Below are 16,625 nucleotides of genomic sequence, written 5' to 3' on the forward strand. Positions count from 1 at the left end.
GCGTGGTCGCATCGCGCTTGGCGATGATCGATGTTGACCTTTCGAAAACGACGAAAGGAAGGCGCATGTCCAAGCAAACGCCCGAGAAATCCCCCAAGAAGGCGAAGACACCGGCGAAGCCGAAAGCCGTAGCCTCCGCCGCCAAGAAAACCTCCAAGCCTGCGGCCAAGGCGGCTGCAAAGACCGCCGGCTCCGCCAAGTCGAGCCCTTTGATCGAAGGCGGCAAGGCCCCGGACTTCACGCTGCCGCGCGACGGCGGCGGCTCGGTCTCGCTCGGCGACTTTGCCGGCCGCAAGCTGGTGCTGTTCTTCTACCCGCGGGCCAACACGCCGGGGTGCACCCGTGAGGCCATCGACTTCACCCGGCTCGCGCCCGACTTCGAGGCCTGCGGAACCGCAATACTCGGGGTCTCGGCGGATTCGGTGAAAGCCCAGGACTCGTTCCGCGACAAGCATCAGCTCGCGACGCCACTGCTGTCGGATCCGACTCACGCGATGCTCGAAGCCTACGGCGCCTGGGGTGAAAAATCGTTGTACGGCCGCAAGTTCGAAGGGATCATTCGCTCCACGGTTCTGGTCGGTCCAGACGGACGCATTCTCCACGTCTGGCGCAACGTCAAGGTCGACGGCCACGCTGATCAGGTTCTCACCGCAGCGCGATCGAATTAGTTCGCATTTTCTGAAAATTAACCATGCAGGGGTCAAATCGGCCCGCGCCTTGAGCGGAACAGTAGCGAGTTTCCGATCGGCGCGGGAGTTCCGATGTCTTACCGTTCCGGCCATCCATCCGCAGCGCTTCACCCTCACGCCCACGATCAAGCCCGCCCGGCCGTACCACGCCCGGCTCGCCCGCCGCGGCCGGTGCAACGGCCGGCACCGGACGCGCGTAGCTACACCATCGCCCATGCCGGTCGGCAGGTTCGGATCGGTCCTGTGCTGTTCTGGATCGCGGTCGGCACAATTGTGCTGCTCGGCGGTTGGACCGGAGTCACAGCCACCTATTTCACCTTCCGCGACGACGTGCTGACCCGACTGATCGCGCGCCAGGCCGAGATGCAATACGCCTACGAGGATCGGATCGCCGAGCTGCGCGCCAAGGTGGACCGCACCACCAGCCGGCAGTTGCTCGATCAGGAACAGTTCGACAAGAAGCTCGAGCAGATCATGCGGCGGCAGTCGCTACTCGAATCCCGCGCCGGTGCGCTCGGCGCCCTGCCCGACGTCGCGATCACCGGCAGCATCAAGCCGACCCGCACTCCGTCGTTCGACAGTGAGGCGACGACCGCTCGGCCGAAGCCGTCGCCGATCAACGACACGGTGATCTTCGTCGCTCCTCCGGACCGCGAGGCACGGCTGCAGTCCCGCACTACGCCGGCGGCAGCGGAACGGCCACCGACGCAATATGCCAAGGCGCAAGGCGTCGAAACGGTGCTGACGCGGCTGCAGAATTCGCTCGACCAGGTCGAGAAGCAACAGGTCGCCGCTCTCGGCGCCGTTGAAGACAGCTACGAATCCCGCGCCCGACGGATGCGCGACGCGCTCAGCAGCCTCGGCCTCAACACCCGTTCGCTCGAAGCCGCGGCGCCCCGCGGCGGCGGCGTCGGCGGTCCGTTCGTGCCGGTGCGAGCGCCGTCCAGCAATGCGTCGAGCTTCGACCGCCAGCTCTATCGCATCAGCTTGAGCGCAGCTCAGGTCGATCGGCTCACCCGCGTCCTGACACTGGTGCCCTATCGCAAGCCGGTGGTCGGCGAGGTCGAACTGTCGTCGGGGTTCGGCGTGCGCACCGACCCGTTCCTCGGCCGCCCGGCCATGCACACCGGCCTCGACTTCCGCGGCTCGACCGGCGATCCGGTCCGCGCCACTGCGGCGGGAAAAGTGGTCAGCGCCGGATGGGCGGGCGGCTACGGCCAGATGGTCGAGATCGACCACGGCAACGGCCTGTCGACCCGCTACGGCCATATGTCGAAAATCATCGCCAAAGTCGGTCAGCATATCAGCATCGGCCAAGTCGTCGGCGAGATCGGCTCGACCGGACGCTCCACCGGTCCGCATCTGCACTACGAGACCCGCATCGACGGCGAAGCGGTCGACCCGCAGAAGTTTCTGCGGGCGGGCGTGAAGCTTGCGGGGGCGGCTTAGAGCCGCTCGCCCCGCCAACGGCGACTTTCAAACCAGGTGACGGCTCGGCCGTCGATAATAAGAAGCGCGCTGGCAATTACGCCGGCGCCGATCAGTTCGCGCATGCCGATGTGTTCGTGCAGCACGACCGTCCCGAGCAGAATGGCCGTGACCGGGATCAACAACGTCACCAGCATGACGTTGGTCGAACCCGACCGCGCAATGATGCGGAAGAACAGCACGTAGCCGAGCGCGGTCGAGAGCGTGCCAAGTCCTACCACGGCCCAAATCGCAGAAGCACTTGGAACGGACAGGCGCCACGGCTGATCCACCGACGCAGCGACGACGCCGGTGACGACGGTCGCCACGACCATCTGCGCCGTCGCCGTGGTGAGCGGAGCGAAGCCGTTCAGGCGTCGTCGCGCCAGCAGCGCCGACAGGCCATACGACAAAGCCGCGCACAGACACAGCGCCACGCCGATCCCCGTCTCGGCTTGCCGCAGATCCACTCCGCGCAGGACGGCAACTCCGGTCACGCCGACCACGACTCCGACGACACGCCGGGCTGTCAGCCGCTCCTCTCCGGCGGCCGCCATGACGACAACGGTGAACAATGGCGTCGTCGCGTTGAGCACCGACGCAAGGCCGGTCGAGATGAAGGTCTGCCCGGTCGCGAGGCAGGAAAACGGAACGACGTAGTTGAGACAGGCCATTCCGACGAAGGGCAGCCATCCGGCGCCCCCGCGTGGCATCGGAATCCCGCGGAGCCAGACAATCAAGAGCAGCACCAGCGCAGCGATCGCCGCACGAAGAAAAACGATGGTGAACGGCGGCAGCTCCTTCAGGGCGACACCGACGCAGAAGAACGATGCTCCCCACAGGATCGACAGCGCGATCAAGAGAGCCCAGTCTCGCGGATGAATCGGATGAATGGCTGACGTCATGAGCGCACCTCGCTGCGTCAGTCATCAGCCGCGCGGCGTTGCCCCGCCACCCGAATTCCGAGCGTCCGTCGCGCGGATCACATCTTCAGACGCTTATGGAGACATCGTCAGCCGCAGCAACTAGTCCGCGCCGGCGAACAGCCGCAACTTGTCAGCGATATCGGCGACCGATGGCGAGACCCAGCTGGCCAAAGCGTTCGTCTCGAAATGTCATTCGGCGACACTGAGGCAATCGTCGATGCGCTTGCGCAGGAATCCAAGCACATCCTCGTCGGGCGCTGGAGTGAATGCGCGCAGATAGCAGTACACCGCCATGTAGCCGGACAGCCTGGGATTGTCCCAGAACAGCCAGCGCATGATCGCGTAACGATCATCCTCGTTCGTCTCACCGAAGCGTCCGTAGGCTTCTGCCAGCCGCAACAGGATCGGTCGGGTCTGCGTCAGGCTTGGCCGCCTCCGGATAGGCGAAGACGCATCGGAACGCGCCGCGGCCCGCTATTTTCCGCCGCGGATGGTGTACTCCGCCATCGCCGCCCAGTCGCGTTCGCCCTGCCCCGAAGCGACGGTTTCCGCCATCTGGCGGTGAACGGCGCTGAGCATCGGCAGCTCTCGGCCGGCCTGTTCGGCAGCCTCAGTGGCGAGGCGGAGATCCTTGAGGCCGAGCACCGCCTTGAAACCAGGCTGGTACTTGCCCTCTGCGATGATCGCCGAATACACCTGATAGGATCGGCTGCCGAACAGCGTGCCGAGAATAAGTTCGAAGAAGCGCTCGCGCGGCAGCCCGTTGGCCTCGGTGAGCACCACGCCTTCGGCCATCGCCTCGATCGCCATGGTGATCATCATGTTGCAGGCGACCTTGGCGGCGTTCGCGGTCAGCGCCTCGGTCCCCATGTCCCAGATCTTGCCGCCGATCACTTCGAGCACCGGCCGCACCGCTTCCACTGCGTCGACCGGCCCGCCGGCCAGGATGTTCAACTGGCCGGCAGCGGCGACGTCCGGCCGGCCGAGCACCGGCGCGGACACGTAGCGAATGCCGGCGTTGGCGTGGACGTCGACCAGTTCCCGCGCGAACGCCACCGAGATGGTAGATGTCACGACATGAACGAGGCTCTTGTTCGCCTTGCTCAGAGCGCCGCTGTCGAGCAGCACCGAACGGATCACAGCATCGTCCGACAACATCGTCAGCGCGACGTCGCCCTGCAGCGCGTCGACCGGGGTGTCGACCATGGTCACCCCATCGATCGTGCCGCCCGAGCGATTCCACGCTTTCACCCGATGCCCGGCGGCTGCGAGATTCCGCGCCATGCCGCGCCCCATGGCGCCCAATCCGATGATGCCGATGTCCATTGTGTTCTCCGATGCCAAACGTCCGCCAGACGCGAGTCCGCGCCGCAGCAAATGCGCCAATGTCCTAGAGATAGAAGACGCTGATTATATCGGAAGGTCGATCGACGCATACGAGGAACGCGGGCCGCTCCTCCGCCAGGTTCAGCAGCCCGACATCGGCCAGCGTCGACACAACCAACCCGCGCAACCGCAAATCGGTCGAGCCGCACTGAGCGAACGACGCGCTTTAGAGAATCACGATTCTCAAACTCGAGACTGATCCGACAACAACTCGATCAGCCGCCCCTCATCCTCGGCGGGGATGGCGGCTGCAGCTTTGGCGTAGATCTCGACCGCAGCACGGCTGAGCGGGAGATGCGGCAGGAGCGCTTCGCCGAGATTCAGCGCATACACCGCATCCTTGTGCCGGAGCGCAGCCGTAAAGGTCGCGTTGGCGAAATCGCGCGCGATCATCCGGGGCGCGTGGCGGAGCACCTGCGGACTCGCAACGACGCTACTGAGGATCGCTTCGCGTACCAGCGTCATGTCGAGGCCGGCGTGCTCGGCGATCGCAAGGCCTTCGGCGATGCCGGCAATCTGGATCGCGCCCATCAGATTGTTGATCAGCTTGTAGACGGTGCCAGTGCCCACCGGGCCGAAATGGCGGATCGTCTGGCTCAGCGGCGCGAGGAACGGCCGCGCCTGATCGAGGTCGTTCGGCTCGGCGCCGATCAGCAGCGTCAGCTCGCCGCGCGCAGCGGCATCGGGCAGCCCGGTGACCGGACAATCAATGTAGACGAGATCTCGCGCGCGTAGCGCGGCGGCCATGTCGAGGGCATGTTGATGCGACACCGTCGAACATTCGATCGCCAGCGCATCCGCTGGGGCGGTCGATGCCGCGCCCTCGGGACCGAGCCACACCGCCTGCGAGGCGGCGGCGTCGGCGACCATCGTCAGGATGGCACGGGTCTCGCGCGCGGCTTCGGCGGGACTATCTGCCCACCGAGCGCCGCGGCCGATCAGATCGTCCGCCTTGGCCTTGCTGCGATTCCACACGGCAACGTCGAAGCCCGCATCGAGCAGCCGCCCGGCCATGCCGTGGCCCATCTTGCCGAGGCCGAGGAAGGCGACACGGGTTCGGGGCGGATGCGCCATCGCGGCTCAGTCGACGTCCTCGATCGCGCCCGGCCCGCCGCCGAAGGCGCGCTGGGCCAGGGTGGCGGCCATGAACTCGTCGAGGTCGCCGTCGAGCACGCCGGCGGTGTCGGAGGTCTGCACCCCGGTGCGCAGGTCCTTCACCATCTGATACGGCTGCAGCACATAGGAGCGGATCTGGTGGCCCCAGCCGATGTCGGTCTTGGCGGCCTGGTCGGCTGCGGCCTGCTCTTCGCGCTTCTTCAGCTCGATCTCGTACAGCCGCGCGCGCAGCATGTCCCATGCCTGGGCGCGGTTCTTGTGCTGCGACCGGCCGGCCTGACAGACCACCGCGACGCCGGTCGGGATGTGCGTCAGGCGCACCGCGGATTCGGTCTTGTTGACGTGCTGACCGCCGGCGCCGCCCGACCGCATCGTGTCGACACGAACGTCGGACTCGGCGATGTCAATCTTGATCGAATTGTCGATCACGGGGAAAATCTGCACCGACGAGAACGAGGTGTGCCGGCGGGCGTTGGAATCGAACGGCGAGATCCGCACCAGGCGATGCACGCCGGCCTCGGTCTTCAGCCAGCCATAGGCGTTGTGGCCGGAGATCTGAATCGTCGCCGATTTGATCCCCGCCTCTTCGCCCTCGGACTCTTCGAGATACTCGATCTTGAAGCCGTGCTTCTCCGCCCAGCGGACGTACATCCGCAGCAGCATCGAGGCCCAATCCTGGCTCTCGGTGCCGCCGGCGCCGGCGTGGACTTCGAGATAGGTGTCGAAACGATCGGCCTCGCCGGACAGCAGCGCTTCCAGCTCGCGGCGCGCCACTTCCTTCTTCAGCGCCTTGAGCGCGTCCTCGGCTTCCTTGACGATGCCTTCGTCGCCCTCGGCTTCGCCGAGTTCGATCATCTCGATATTGTCGGTCAGCTCACGTTCGACCTTGCCGATGCCGGTGAGCGAATCCTCAAGCGAGGTCCGCTCCTGCATCAGCTTCTGGGCCTTCTGCGGATCGTTCCAGAGGTCGGGATCCTCGGCGAGCTTGTTCAGCTCCGCGAGGCGGACGGTCGACTGATCGACGTCAAAGATGCCTCCTCAGCAGCCCGACTGACTGCTTGATCTCTTCGACAAGGCGTTCGATTTCTGCGCGCATGGGATCTCTTCGGAAGCGGCGATGCCGCGAATGCTGAGACGCGATTTAACGGGCGACGCGGCAAAGCGCAATCGCCCGTTGGGATCGAAGCCGAACCAATCCAGACCGGATCAATAAGGGCCGGATCAATAAAGTCCGCCGGTGCCCGGCCGGAAGAAGCCGCGATCGTCCGGCGGCGGCGCCGCCTGCTGCTGTTGCTGTCGGCCATCGGCATCGGCGACACCGATCACCGAGTAATTGTCCGGCGGCGCGGTGCCCGGCTTGAACGCTTCGAGAATGGTGCGGCCGTCGCCCGGCCCGGCCCGCATGCCGCTCTTGGCATCGACCCGGATCAGCTTGATGCCGGCCGGCACGCGGAACGGAACGGCAGGCTTGTCGGCGAGCGCGAGCTTGAAGAAGTCCTTGGCGACCGGCGCAGCGAGATGACCGCCAGTGGCACCGCGGCCGAGGTTGCGCGGCTTGTCGTAGCCGAAATACACGCCGACCACGAGGTCCGGCGAGAAGCCGATGAACCAGGCGTCCTTCTCGTCGTTGGTGGTGCCGGTCTTGCCGGCGATCGGCTTGCCGACCTCGCGCACAACCGTGGCGGTGCCGGCTTGCACCACGCCTTCCATCATCGATGTGATCTGATAGGCGGTCATCGGATCGAGCACCTGCTCGCGGCGGTCGACGAGCTGCGGTTCGGGCTGGTTGTGCCATCCTTCCGGCGCCTCGCAGCCGCGGCACTCGCGCTGATCGTGCTTGAAGATGGTGTGGCCGTAGCGGTCCTGAATCCGGTCGATCAGCGTCGCCTTCACCCGCCGTCCGCCATTGGCGAACATCGAATAGGCAGTGACCATCCGCATCACCGTGGTCTCGCCGGCACCGAGCGCATACGACAGATAGTTCGGCAGGTCGTCATAGACGCCGAACCGCTTGGCGTATTCGCCGATCAGCGGCATGCCGATGTCCTGTGCGAGCCGCACCGTCACGGTGTTGAGCGAGCGCTGCAGCGCGTTGCGCAGCGTTGTCGGGCCGTAATACTTGCCTGTGGAATAGTTCTCCGGCCGCCACACTCCGACGCCCTGCCCCTGATCGATCTCGATCGGGGCGTCGATCACCACCGTGGACGGGGTGTAGCCATTATCCATCGCGGCCGAATACACCAGCGGCTTGAACGACGAGCCCGGCTGCCGATAGGCCTGGGTGGCACGGTTGAACTGGCTCTGGTCGAACGAGAAGCCGCCGACCATCGCCAGCACGCGGCCGGTCCACGGGTCCATCGCCACCATCGCGCCCGACACTTCGGGGATCTGCCGCAGCCGGTACTGACCTTCGATCGCTTTGCCGTCCTTGTCGAGCAGCGGATCGACATAGACGACGTCGCCGGGCGACAGCACGTCCGAGACCGTTCGCGGGGTCTTGCCGCGAGACGGGCCGCTGGTCGGCTTGGCCCATTTCACGCCCTCGAGCGTGACCAGACCGGTCTCGCGTTGCTTCGAGATCGCGCCGCCGAGTTCTCGGCCGGGCTGCAAGCCGATCCGCGCCGACTGGTCGGACGTCTCCAGCACCACCGCCATCCGCCACGGCGTGATGTCGGCCAGCGCTTTGACGTCGGCGAGCTTGACGCCCCAGTCGCCGGAGATATCCAGCTTGTGGACCGGCCCGCGCCAGCCGCGCGCCTCGTCGTAGCGGACGAGGCCCGCCACCATGGTCTTTCGCGCCTCGACTTGAAGCTTGGGATCGAGCGTCGTGCGGACCGACAGCCCTCCCTCGTACAGCTTCTTCTCGCCGTAGCGCTCGAAGATGTCGCGGCGGACTTCCTCGGCGAAATACTCGCCAGCGAAGGTGTGGGCGAGGTTGCCGCGATTGGTGACGGTGAGCGGCGACTTGCGCGCCTTATCGGCGTCGGCTTGACTGATCCAGCCGTTCTCAAGCAGGCGGTCGATCACGTAGTTGCGGCGCTCGACCGCGCGGTCGTGGTTCTTCACCGGGTGCAGCGACGACGGCGCCTTCGGCAGCGCCGCCAGATAGGCAGCCTCCGAAACGGTGAGTTCGTTGACCGACTTGTCGAAATACACCAGCGAGGCGGCGGCGATGCCATAGGCGCCGAGGCCGAGATAGATTTCATTGAGATACAGTTCGAGGATCTTGTCCTTCGAATAGGCGCGCTCGATCCGCATCGCCAGCAGCGCTTCCTTGATCTTACGGGTGAACGACACCTCGTTGGTCAGAAGGAAGTTCTTGGCAACCTGCTGGGTGATGGTCGAGGCGCCCTGCGGCCGGCGGTTGGTGCCGATGTTCTGGGCATACAGCAGCGCGGCACGCCCCATGCCCTGATAGTCGATACCGCCGTGCTCGTAGAAATTCTTGTCTTCGGCAGCGAGAAACGCGTTGATCACGAGTTTCGGGACCGCCTGGATCGGCAGATACAGCCGGCGCTCCTTGGCGTATTCGGCGAGCAGCGAGCCGTCGGACGCATGAACCCGGGTCATCACCGGCGGTTCGTAATCCTGAAGCTGCGAGTAGTCCGGCAGATCTTTGGAGAAATGCCAGATCAGTCCGGCGACAGCCGCGACGCCGACCAGGAACACGATCGTTCCGGCCGCGAACAGGAAGCCGAAGAAACGCAGCAGCAAGCGCATCAGAGAGTTCCGTTTCATCCAGGGCCGCGCCTCGCGGCGGATGTCCCTTGACCGAGAATGCCGTCGTTCGCAACCCGGACGGTACACGCGACCGGGCGAGGCCCAATTGCAATCGACCTCGCGAACCGCGCAGAACGTCTTATAGAACTTACGCTGTGGCCAAACTAGGGCCCGTTGCGCCCCGCCACCGTACCGGAAATCCCGAGATTATCCGGGCGAGCCGGCCGAAACCAGCCGCTTGCTCAAAAACGAATCGATCGCCTGGGCGACCGCCCCGACGGTTTTGCTGCGCCATTGCTCGGACATCAGGTGCAGTAGATCGGCCTTGTTGGACACGTAACCGAGCTCGATCAGCACCGACGGAACGTCGGGCGCCTTCAGCACCCGGAATCCGGCCGACTTCAACGGACGTTTGTGCATCCGAGTCGCGGTTTTCATGTCCTTCATCAGTTGCTGGGCGAATCGATTGGCGAACGTCTTGGTCTCGCGCTGGGCGAGGTCGATCAGAATGTCGGCGACGTCGGTCGGCTCTTCGGTGAGATTGACGCCGCCGATCGCGTCGGCCTTGTTTTCGGCATCAGCCAACCGCTGCGCTTCGGCGTCGGACGCCTTGTCCGACAAGGTGTAAATCGTCGCCCCTTGGGCGTCGCCCTCGCGCCGCGGCAGCGCGTCGGCGTGGATCGATACGAACAGCGAAGCCGACTGTTCACGGGCGATCTTCACCCGGTCGTTGAGCGGAATGAACGTGTCGTCGTCGCGGGTCAGCACCACCCGGAATTTGCCTTGCTGCGTGAGCCGGTCGCGCAGCGCGACGGCGAAGTCCAGCACGATGCTCTTCTCGGCAATGCCATCGGCCGATTGGGTGCCATTGTCGATCCCGCCATGACCAGGATCGATCACCCCCACCGGCCGCGGGTCGTCGCGCTCCACCTTGGGCATCGGCGCGCTGCGCGGCACGCTCGCGGTGGTCTCGGCGCCCGCCACGGTCGGCCGCAGCTCGGCGACACTGTCGGCTGTCCGCAAAGCCTGCATGAAAGCGGCCCGGTCGATCGATTCGAGGTCGATCACGAGGCGCGCGGGCTGACCATTGGCGGGATCGAGCATTTCGGTCTTGGCAATCTTCGCCGGCCCGGTCAGGTCGAGCACGATCCGGGACCCGCCTGGCATCACCAGCCCATAGCGGAATGCCTTGATCAAGCCGCGCCCATCTTCACCGGTCCCTTTCGGAAGCCGGAAATTGATCTGCGGCAGATCGATCACCACCCGATAGGGATCGGCCAGCGCGAACGCACGCAGCGGCACCTTCTCGTCCAGATCGACGATCAAGCGGGTCTGCTTGTCGTCACCGGCGACACGGGCGTCGGATGCGGTCGGGAAACTGGCCGGCGTCGTCACCGCTGCACTCGCCGCAGGCTCGGCGATGGCTGGATTGGCCGCCGCCGGCGTCAGACACAGAGATGCTGCAGCGCACGCGACAAGCGCATTGAACAAAACAAAATGATTTGCGCGGCGTGCCAAACGAATCCCACTCCTCCCGGAAGTCGTTGTACCGCAATAGAACCGCACGGTTAATTGGAGCTTAAATGACCTCGGGATGAAACCTGCGGAGTGTTGCCGGGCCGCGACGCTTGCCTTGCAACCGACACCCAATCCACGTATGTATTTACTGCTGACGGTCTATACTACCGGTTGTGTCGCGTTCAGCCACTCGGTGCAGCGCCAAGTCCCCCGAACCCAATCCGGCGGATTTTGCGTTTTGCCGGCCCCTCCGAGCCAGCGCATTGCGCGGCAGGTCAAGGAGTGCCGGCCCAGCCCGAACGGCGTCCGTCCCCGGGCCTTCTCTCGTACCAGGGACGGTTCAACACTTCATGACCGACCACATTCGGCTCACCGGCTGAATGCCTCACTCCGGCTTAGCGCCTCGGCGCGGAGCCGGCCCATCAGCGAGACGACACGGCGGCCGATCGAGCCGCCACCTGTTCAGACGGGCCGACGCTTAATGCGCCAGACTGCGATGCCGAAACCGACCCACGCAAAGGCCGCGCCGCGGCGAAGCTCTCGCTTCGCTTTGCGCGTCGCCTCGGGTCTCCAACCGGCACGGCACACCGCGACGCGTTTCGGCCTTCCCCTCACCCCCGAATCAGGTGGACCGTCGCGTCTGCCGGCCGCGCTGCGTGCGCGAGCCGTTTCGCGCGCGCTTCGCCGACATGAGTTCAAAAATGGCCAACAAGATGCTGATCGACGCCACCCACCCGGAAGAGACCCGGGTGGTCGTGGTCCGTGGCAACCGCGTCGAAGAGTTTGATTTCGAAACCGCCCAGCGCAAACAACTCCGCGGCAACATCTATCTCGCGAAAGTCACCCGGGTCGAACCCTCGCTGCAGGCCGCATTCATCGAATACGGCGGCAATCGTCACGGCTTCCTCGCGTTCAGCGAAATCCATCCCGACTATTATCAAATTCCGGTCGCCGACCGGCAGGCCTTGATCGAAGCCGACGAACGCGCCCACCGGGAAGCCGAAGAGGAAAGCGAGCAGCGCTCCAGCCGCCGCCGGTCGCGGCATCGCAGCCATCGCCGCCGCAACAACGGCGAGCGGGTGCAGAGCGAGATCGTTGAAGCTGCGGCCGACGTCGCCGAGCAGCCGCATCCGATTGCCGAACAGTCGGAGGCCCATGAGGCCGAGCCTCACCTGTCAGCACAGGACGCCGAGACGCACGAGGTCGGAGCCACCGAAGCCGGCGCACACGACGAGCCGCTGATGCACGAGCTGCCGGAGGGTGAGACCGCCGAGCAGCACGACGCCGATCACGCGGCCGCCGATCACGCAGCCGCCGGTCACGACCATATCCAGGCTGAAGCCGCGCCGTCCGAAGCCCCTGCTCCGTCCGAGCCTGAGGTGAATGCTGCGGCCGAGCCAGTCGCGGCTGAGCAGCCCGCGGCTCCCGAAGCTCACGCGCCGGTCGAAGCTGCGCAGATCGCAGCGTCGCACGACGAAACCGATGCGCACGACGACGACCACGACGAAGACGGCGCCAGCTACCCCGAGGACGCGCCGTTCCCGATCGACGAACATCACGAGGCGGAAGACCTCCACGAGGCGCACGACGATCACGTTGAAGCCGAGCATGAGGCTGACGCCGAAGCCGAGGACGACGAGGAAGAAGACGACGAGGAAGCCGAAGAGGACGTCGTCGAGTCCGTCGGCGGTGACGACGTGCTCGAGGAAGTGCCGGAACGCGCCTTCCGTCCGCGCCGGCAATACAAAATCCAGGAAGTCATCAAGCGCCGCCAGGTGATGCTGGTGCAGGTGGTCAAGGAAGAGCGCGGCAACAAGGGCGCGGCGCTCACCACCTACCTGTCGCTGGCCGGCCGCTACGCCGTGCTGATGCCGAACACCGCCCGCGGCGGCGGCATCAGCCGCAAGATCACCTCGGCGCAGGACCGCTCGCGGCTGAAGGAAGTGGTGCAGGACCTCGACGTGCCGGAAGGCATGGGCGTGATCCTGCGCACCGCCGGCGCCTCGCGGACCAAGCCCGAGATCAAGCGCGACTTCGAATACCTGATCCGGATGTGGGAGACGGTGCGCGACGTCACGCTGAATTCGCAGGCGCCGAAGCTGGTCTACGAGGAAGGCTCGCTGATCAAGCGCTCGCTGCGCGACCTCTACAACAAGGAGATCGACGAGGTGCTGGTGGCCGGCGAAGCCGGCTATCGCGAGGCCCGCGACTTCATGCACATGCTGATGCCGTCGCAGGTCCGCGCGGTGAAGCTGTATCGCGACGGCCAGCCGCTGTTCTCGCGGATGGGCGTCGAGAGCCAGCTCGACGCGATGTTCTCGCCGACCGTGCAGCTTCGCTCCGGCGGCTACATCGTCATCAACCAGACCGAAGCGCTGGTCTCGATCGACGTCAACTCCGGACGCTCGACCCGCGAGCACCACATCGAGGACACCGCGCTCAAGACCAACATGGAGGCCGCCGAGGAAGTCGCCCGGCAGCTCCGGCTGCGCGACCTCGCCGGCCTGATCGTCATCGACTTCATCGACATGGACGAGAAGCGCAACAACCGCGCGGTCGAGCGTAAGCTCAGCGACTGCCTGCGGCAGGATCGCGCCCGCATCCAGGTCGGCCGCATCTCGCATTTCGGCCTGCTTGAGATGTCGCGCCAGCGCATCCGCGCCAGCGTGCTGGAAAGCTCGACCGAGCCCTGCCCGCATTGCGGCGGCTCGGGCCACGTCCGCTCGGTGTCTTCGGTGGCGCTGCAGCTGCTGCGCGGCCTCGAAGAAGTGCTGATGAAGGGCGCGACGCACAATCTGATCGTGCGGACCCGCACCGACGTGGCGCTGTATGTGCTCAACCACAAGCGCGGTCACCTGCGCGACCTCGAGACCGGCTTCAAGGTGTCGCTGTCGGTGATGGCCGATCCCACGGTCAGCGGTCAGCAGTCGTTCGTGATCGACCGCGGCGAACAGATCCACACGCTGGAAACCGCCAAGGCCCTGCTCGCAGCGCAGGTCGCGGCCTCCCCGGCGCCGATCGAAGAGCCCGACGACGAGGACGGTTACGACTTCGAGGCGGAAATCGAGACCGAGGAGACTGTCGGCCTCACCGAGGATCAGGCCGGCGAAGCCGGCGATACCGAGAGCGAAGGCCGCAAGCGCCGCCGTCGGCGTCGGCGTCGGCGTTCGGGTGAACCGCGCGAGACCGCCGAACTCGGCGCGTCGGCGGAAGACGGCGAACAGCCGTTCGCGGCCGAAGGCGTCGAACAGGTCGGCGAAGCTGATGAGGGCGACGAGGCCGGTGACGACGACAACGAGGGCGAAGCCCGCGCCGAGCAGGGCGAGAACGGCGAACGCCGTCCGCGCCGTCGCGGTCGACGCGGAGGCCGTCGCCGTCGCGGCGGTCAGGAAGGTTCGGAAGCTGAGAATGGCCTGGTCGAATCGATCAGCGACGAGCTGGCGCCGACCGACGAGCCCGAGGTCGCCGAGGCTGTAGCCGACATCGACGGCGGCAGCCCTTCGGTGCAGCCCAGCTTCGAACCGGCTGTCGAAACTGAACAGCCGCAGCAGGTTGCGCACTCTGAGCCGCCGGCCGCCCCGGTTGCGGCGTCAGACGGTGCCGACCATTCGGACGAAGACGACACGGCAGCCAAGAAGGCCGCGCGTCGGCGCTCCACGGTGCGCGAAAAGGTGAGCTTCGGCACCCCCGCCGCAGCGTCGGAGACGACGGTGGAGCCGGCTGCCGCGACAGAGCACGCGCCGTCCGCTCAGACCGACCGACCGATGGCGTCCGAGCCTGCGGTCGAGAGCCCGGCTGTACCCCCCTCGCCGCAAGTAGCCGCGGAGCCGGCGCAAGAGCCCGCCCCGACCGCCCCGCGTCGTGTCGGCTGGTGGTCCCGCCGGTTCGGCGGCGGCAACTGAGCTCATCGCGATCAATCGTAAGAGAACTGCCCGGCCTCCCAGCCGGGCAGTTTTCGTTTACGGCGGCAAACTGCTCAGCTTTGCCCCGACGGCAGTGACGGTGGCGACAGCCCGAGTGCAGAAAAGCAGCACGTCAGTCGCACATCGCCGAAGCCGATGAGAGACTAACGTGGGTGTTGGTTGCGCCGGCCGAATCCGTCGTCAGCTCACATCGCTCGCGGCGGCGGACCACCAGCGTAAGGCGGCCTTTCTCCGGGCGGCGGCGGAGGTGGCGGGCACGCTTCCGCACGCGGCGGCGGAGCGCCGGGAGGCGGCGGCGGAGCTGCTCGGCCGGGCGGCGGAGGCGGCGGTCCCGGAGGACCGAAGGCCTCGTTGCGGCCATCCGCATGCGCGACAATTTGGGCACGCACGACACCGCGATCGAAGATTCCCTGCACGGTCACAGTCTCGCCCTTCGTCACCGGGTTGGCGTCCTCGCCTCGCGGCCCGAGATCGACCAGCGCGCGGCCGCGTCCATCGTCGAGAATAAACTTGTTACCGTAGATCTCCGCAACGCTACCCTTGACCGCCACGGGTTGATCGGCCTGCATCTGATCGATGGCGGTTGGCGGCAGCAGCATCACGCTTTGCGGTTGCCAGTTCTGCGCGAGCTTCACGCCCCCCGCGCCTGCCGCTGCCCCTACGACGAGAACCGCCAGCGCGATGCCGCCGAGAAAGCTGCGATGACGCGCGAAGCGACGTACCGGCAGCGAGGAGTTCGGATCGTGTGTATCAGTGTCATTCATGGTCCATCTCTCGTCAGTGAGGATGGCGCGACGTTAGCGGGGCCGGCCCAATCCAGCCTGAACCGTTTCGTTCAGTTTGGGTTAATCTGAACGACGTAGGTCCGCTACGAGGCCGTAAATGAAGATCCTGCTTGTCGAAGACGATCGCATGCTGGCGAAAGAACTCACTCGCGCGTTGCGCGAGCAGAACTTTGCCGTCGATCACGCGGTGACGGGTGAGGACGGCCAGCACCTCGGCGAAACGGAATCCTACGACGCCGCAGTACTCGATCTCGGATTACCCAAAGTTCCCGGGGTGGAGGTCCTGCAGCGGTGGCGCAAGCAGGAACGGCATTTCCCGGTGCTGATCCTCACCGCACGCGACGGCTGGACCGACAAGGTCGACGGCTTCAAGGCCGGGGCAGACGACTATCTCACCAAGCCGTTCCGAGTCGAAGAACTCGTAATGCGGCTGCGCGCGCTGGTGCGCCGCTCGGCGGGACACGCGGCGTCCCGGATTTCCTGCGGGCCACTGACATTCGAGGCGCCGACCGGACAATTCGAACTGGGCGGGCTGCCGCTCAAGCTCACTGCGCTGGAGTGGCGTGTGCTGGAATGCTTGATGATGCGCAAGGAGAACGTGGTCGAACGCAGTCTGTTGTCGGAGAAAGTGTACGAAGGCGATGTCGGAACGGACTCGAATTCAATCGAAGTGATCGTTGCGCGGCTACGCAAGAAAATCGGAAAATCGATGATCGAGACCGAGCGCGGCCGCGGCTACAAACTCACCGCAGGCGTGTGATGGCAGGCGCGACGGCCTCGCTGAGCCGGCGTCTTCTGGTCGCAGCCGGAGCCTTTATTGCCGCCGCGCTGATCATCGCGACGATTCTGATAGCCTTCGTTCTGCACCGTTTCGTCCAAGGACAGGTCGATCAAAGGCTGGATGCGCAGATCGCCTTTCTCGCATCGACGCTCCAAGTCGGCAAAGATGGACGACTAATGATCGCTGGAAATGCCGATGGACCACCGTTCGACCGGCCGGGACGAGGCTGGTACTGGAAGATCTCGTCTCCCGCAAACGTGTTGCGGTCGCGTTCCCTGGGAGGCGACGATTTCCAGACGCCCGATGTCGATGGC

The 16,625-nt window shown here is 65.6% G+C and carries 12 protein-coding genes and 1 pseudogene; 6 read left to right on the forward strand and 7 right to left on the reverse strand.

From position 1 onward, the window contains the following. Positions 1-65: 65 nt before the first annotated feature. Positions 66-668, forward strand: a complete 603-nt coding sequence (locus tag DY468_RS03785) for a peroxiredoxin (RefSeq protein WP_164602521.1) — start codon at positions 66-68, stop codon at positions 666-668. Positions 669-761: 93 nt separating this feature from the next. After that, positions 762-2,138 carry a M23 family metallopeptidase gene (locus DY468_RS03790; RefSeq protein WP_164602523.1) on the forward strand — a complete coding sequence of 459 codons (1,377 nt, stop codon included), beginning with the start codon at positions 762-764 and terminating at the stop codon, positions 2,136-2,138. Here DY468_RS03790 and DY468_RS03795 read toward each other — a convergent pair. From DY468_RS03795 to DY468_RS03825, 7 genes are all read right to left on the reverse strand, one after another. Further along, positions 2,135-3,061 (reverse strand): DMT family transporter, encoded by a 927-nt coding sequence (locus DY468_RS03795; RefSeq protein WP_164602525.1) that lies wholly within the window; start codon positions 3,059-3,061, stop codon positions 2,135-2,137. The genes DY468_RS03790 and DY468_RS03795 overlap by 4 nt on opposite strands. A gap of 210 nt (positions 3,062-3,271) precedes the next feature. Beyond that, positions 3,272-3,481, reverse strand: coding sequence for a hypothetical protein (locus tag DY468_RS03800; RefSeq protein WP_164602527.1), 210 nt, complete (start codon positions 3,479-3,481; stop codon positions 3,272-3,274). 75 nt (positions 3,482-3,556) lie between these two features. Then, a complete protein-coding gene (locus tag DY468_RS03805; RefSeq protein WP_164602529.1) occupies positions 3,557-4,408 on the reverse strand; it encodes an NAD(P)-dependent oxidoreductase in 852 nt (283 codons plus the stop codon). A 243-nt stretch (positions 4,409-4,651) separates the two neighbouring features. Then, positions 4,652-5,542: an NAD(P)-dependent oxidoreductase gene (locus DY468_RS03810; RefSeq protein ID WP_164602531.1), complete on the reverse strand. Its 891-nt coding sequence runs from the start codon at positions 5,540-5,542 to the stop codon at positions 4,652-4,654. Positions 5,543-5,548: 6 nt separating this feature from the next. After that, positions 5,549-6,680, reverse strand: a protein-coding gene (gene prfB / locus DY468_RS03815; RefSeq protein WP_164602533.1) for a peptide chain release factor 2 whose coding sequence is annotated in 2 segments (ribosomal slippage) — positions 5,549-6,610 and positions 6,612-6,680 — 1,131 coding nt in all. Because the reading frame shifts where the segments join, the coding sequence is not laid out codon by codon here. 125 nt (positions 6,681-6,805) lie between these two features. Further along, positions 6,806-9,304 (reverse strand): penicillin-binding protein 1A, encoded by a 2,499-nt coding sequence (locus DY468_RS03820; RefSeq protein ID WP_164602535.1) that lies wholly within the window; start codon positions 9,302-9,304, stop codon positions 6,806-6,808. 207 nt (positions 9,305-9,511) lie between these two features. Next, the gene (locus DY468_RS03825; RefSeq protein WP_164602537.1) at positions 9,512-10,822 is read right to left on the reverse strand and encodes an N-acetylmuramoyl-L-alanine amidase; all 1,311 of its coding nucleotides are present in this window, start codon (positions 10,820-10,822) and stop codon (positions 9,512-9,514) included. Positions 10,823-11,523: 701 nt separating this feature from the next. On the opposite strand from DY468_RS03825, the gene DY468_RS03830 reads away from it, so the two are divergent. From DY468_RS03830 to DY468_RS03845, 4 genes and pseudogenes are all read left to right on the forward strand, one after another. After that, entirely contained in the window at positions 11,524-14,724 is a 3,201-nt protein-coding gene (locus DY468_RS03830) for an Rne/Rng family ribonuclease (protein WP_164602539.1), read from the forward strand. 386 nt (positions 14,725-15,110) lie between these two features. After that, positions 15,111-15,599 carry a hypothetical protein gene (locus DY468_RS03835; protein ID WP_164602541.1) on the forward strand — a complete coding sequence of 163 codons (489 nt, stop codon included), beginning with the start codon at positions 15,111-15,113 and terminating at the stop codon, positions 15,597-15,599. 28 nt (positions 15,600-15,627) lie between these two features. Further along, on the forward strand, positions 15,628-16,290 hold the full coding sequence (locus DY468_RS03840; RefSeq protein ID WP_164602543.1) for a response regulator transcription factor: 663 nt from the start codon (positions 15,628-15,630) through the stop codon (positions 16,288-16,290). Then, a pseudogene (locus DY468_RS03845) lies at positions 16,290-16,625 on the forward strand (sensor histidine kinase); the annotation flags it as partial. The gene DY468_RS03840 and the pseudogene DY468_RS03845, both read left to right, overlap by 1 nt.

Source organism: Rhodopseudomonas sp. BR0M22, from assembly GCF_010907035.1.
Lineage (GTDB): Bacteria > Pseudomonadota > Alphaproteobacteria > Rhizobiales > Xanthobacteraceae > Rhodopseudomonas.

Bases quoted from the DNA above. Each gene is read 5' to 3' on its own strand.
- DY468_RS03785 (WP_164602521.1), top strand. From the start codon at position 66: ATGTCCAAGCAAACGCCCGAGAAATCCCCCAAGAAGGCGAAGACACCG.
- DY468_RS03790 (WP_164602523.1), top strand. From the start codon at position 762: ATGTCTTACCGTTCCGGCCATCCATCCGCAGCGCTTCACCCTCACGCC.
- DY468_RS03795 (WP_164602525.1), bottom strand. From the start codon at position 3,061: ATGACGTCAGCCATTCATCCGATTCATCCGCGAGACTGGGCTCTCTTG.
- DY468_RS03805 (WP_164602529.1), bottom strand. From the start codon at position 4,408: ATGGACATCGGCATCATCGGATTGGGCGCCATGGGGCGCGGCATGGCG.
- DY468_RS03810 (WP_164602531.1), bottom strand. From the start codon at position 5,542: ATGGCGCATCCGCCCCGAACCCGTGTCGCCTTCCTCGGCCTCGGCAAG.
- DY468_RS03820 (WP_164602535.1), bottom strand. From the start codon at position 9,304: ATGCGCTTGCTGCTGCGTTTCTTCGGCTTCCTGTTCGCGGCCGGAACG.
- DY468_RS03830 (WP_164602539.1), top strand. From the start codon at position 11,524: ATGGCCAACAAGATGCTGATCGACGCCACCCACCCGGAAGAGACCCGG.
- DY468_RS03835 (WP_164602541.1), top strand. From the start codon at position 15,111: ATGCGCGACAATTTGGGCACGCACGACACCGCGATCGAAGATTCCCTG.
- DY468_RS03840 (WP_164602543.1), top strand. From the start codon at position 15,628: ATGAAGATCCTGCTTGTCGAAGACGATCGCATGCTGGCGAAAGAACTC.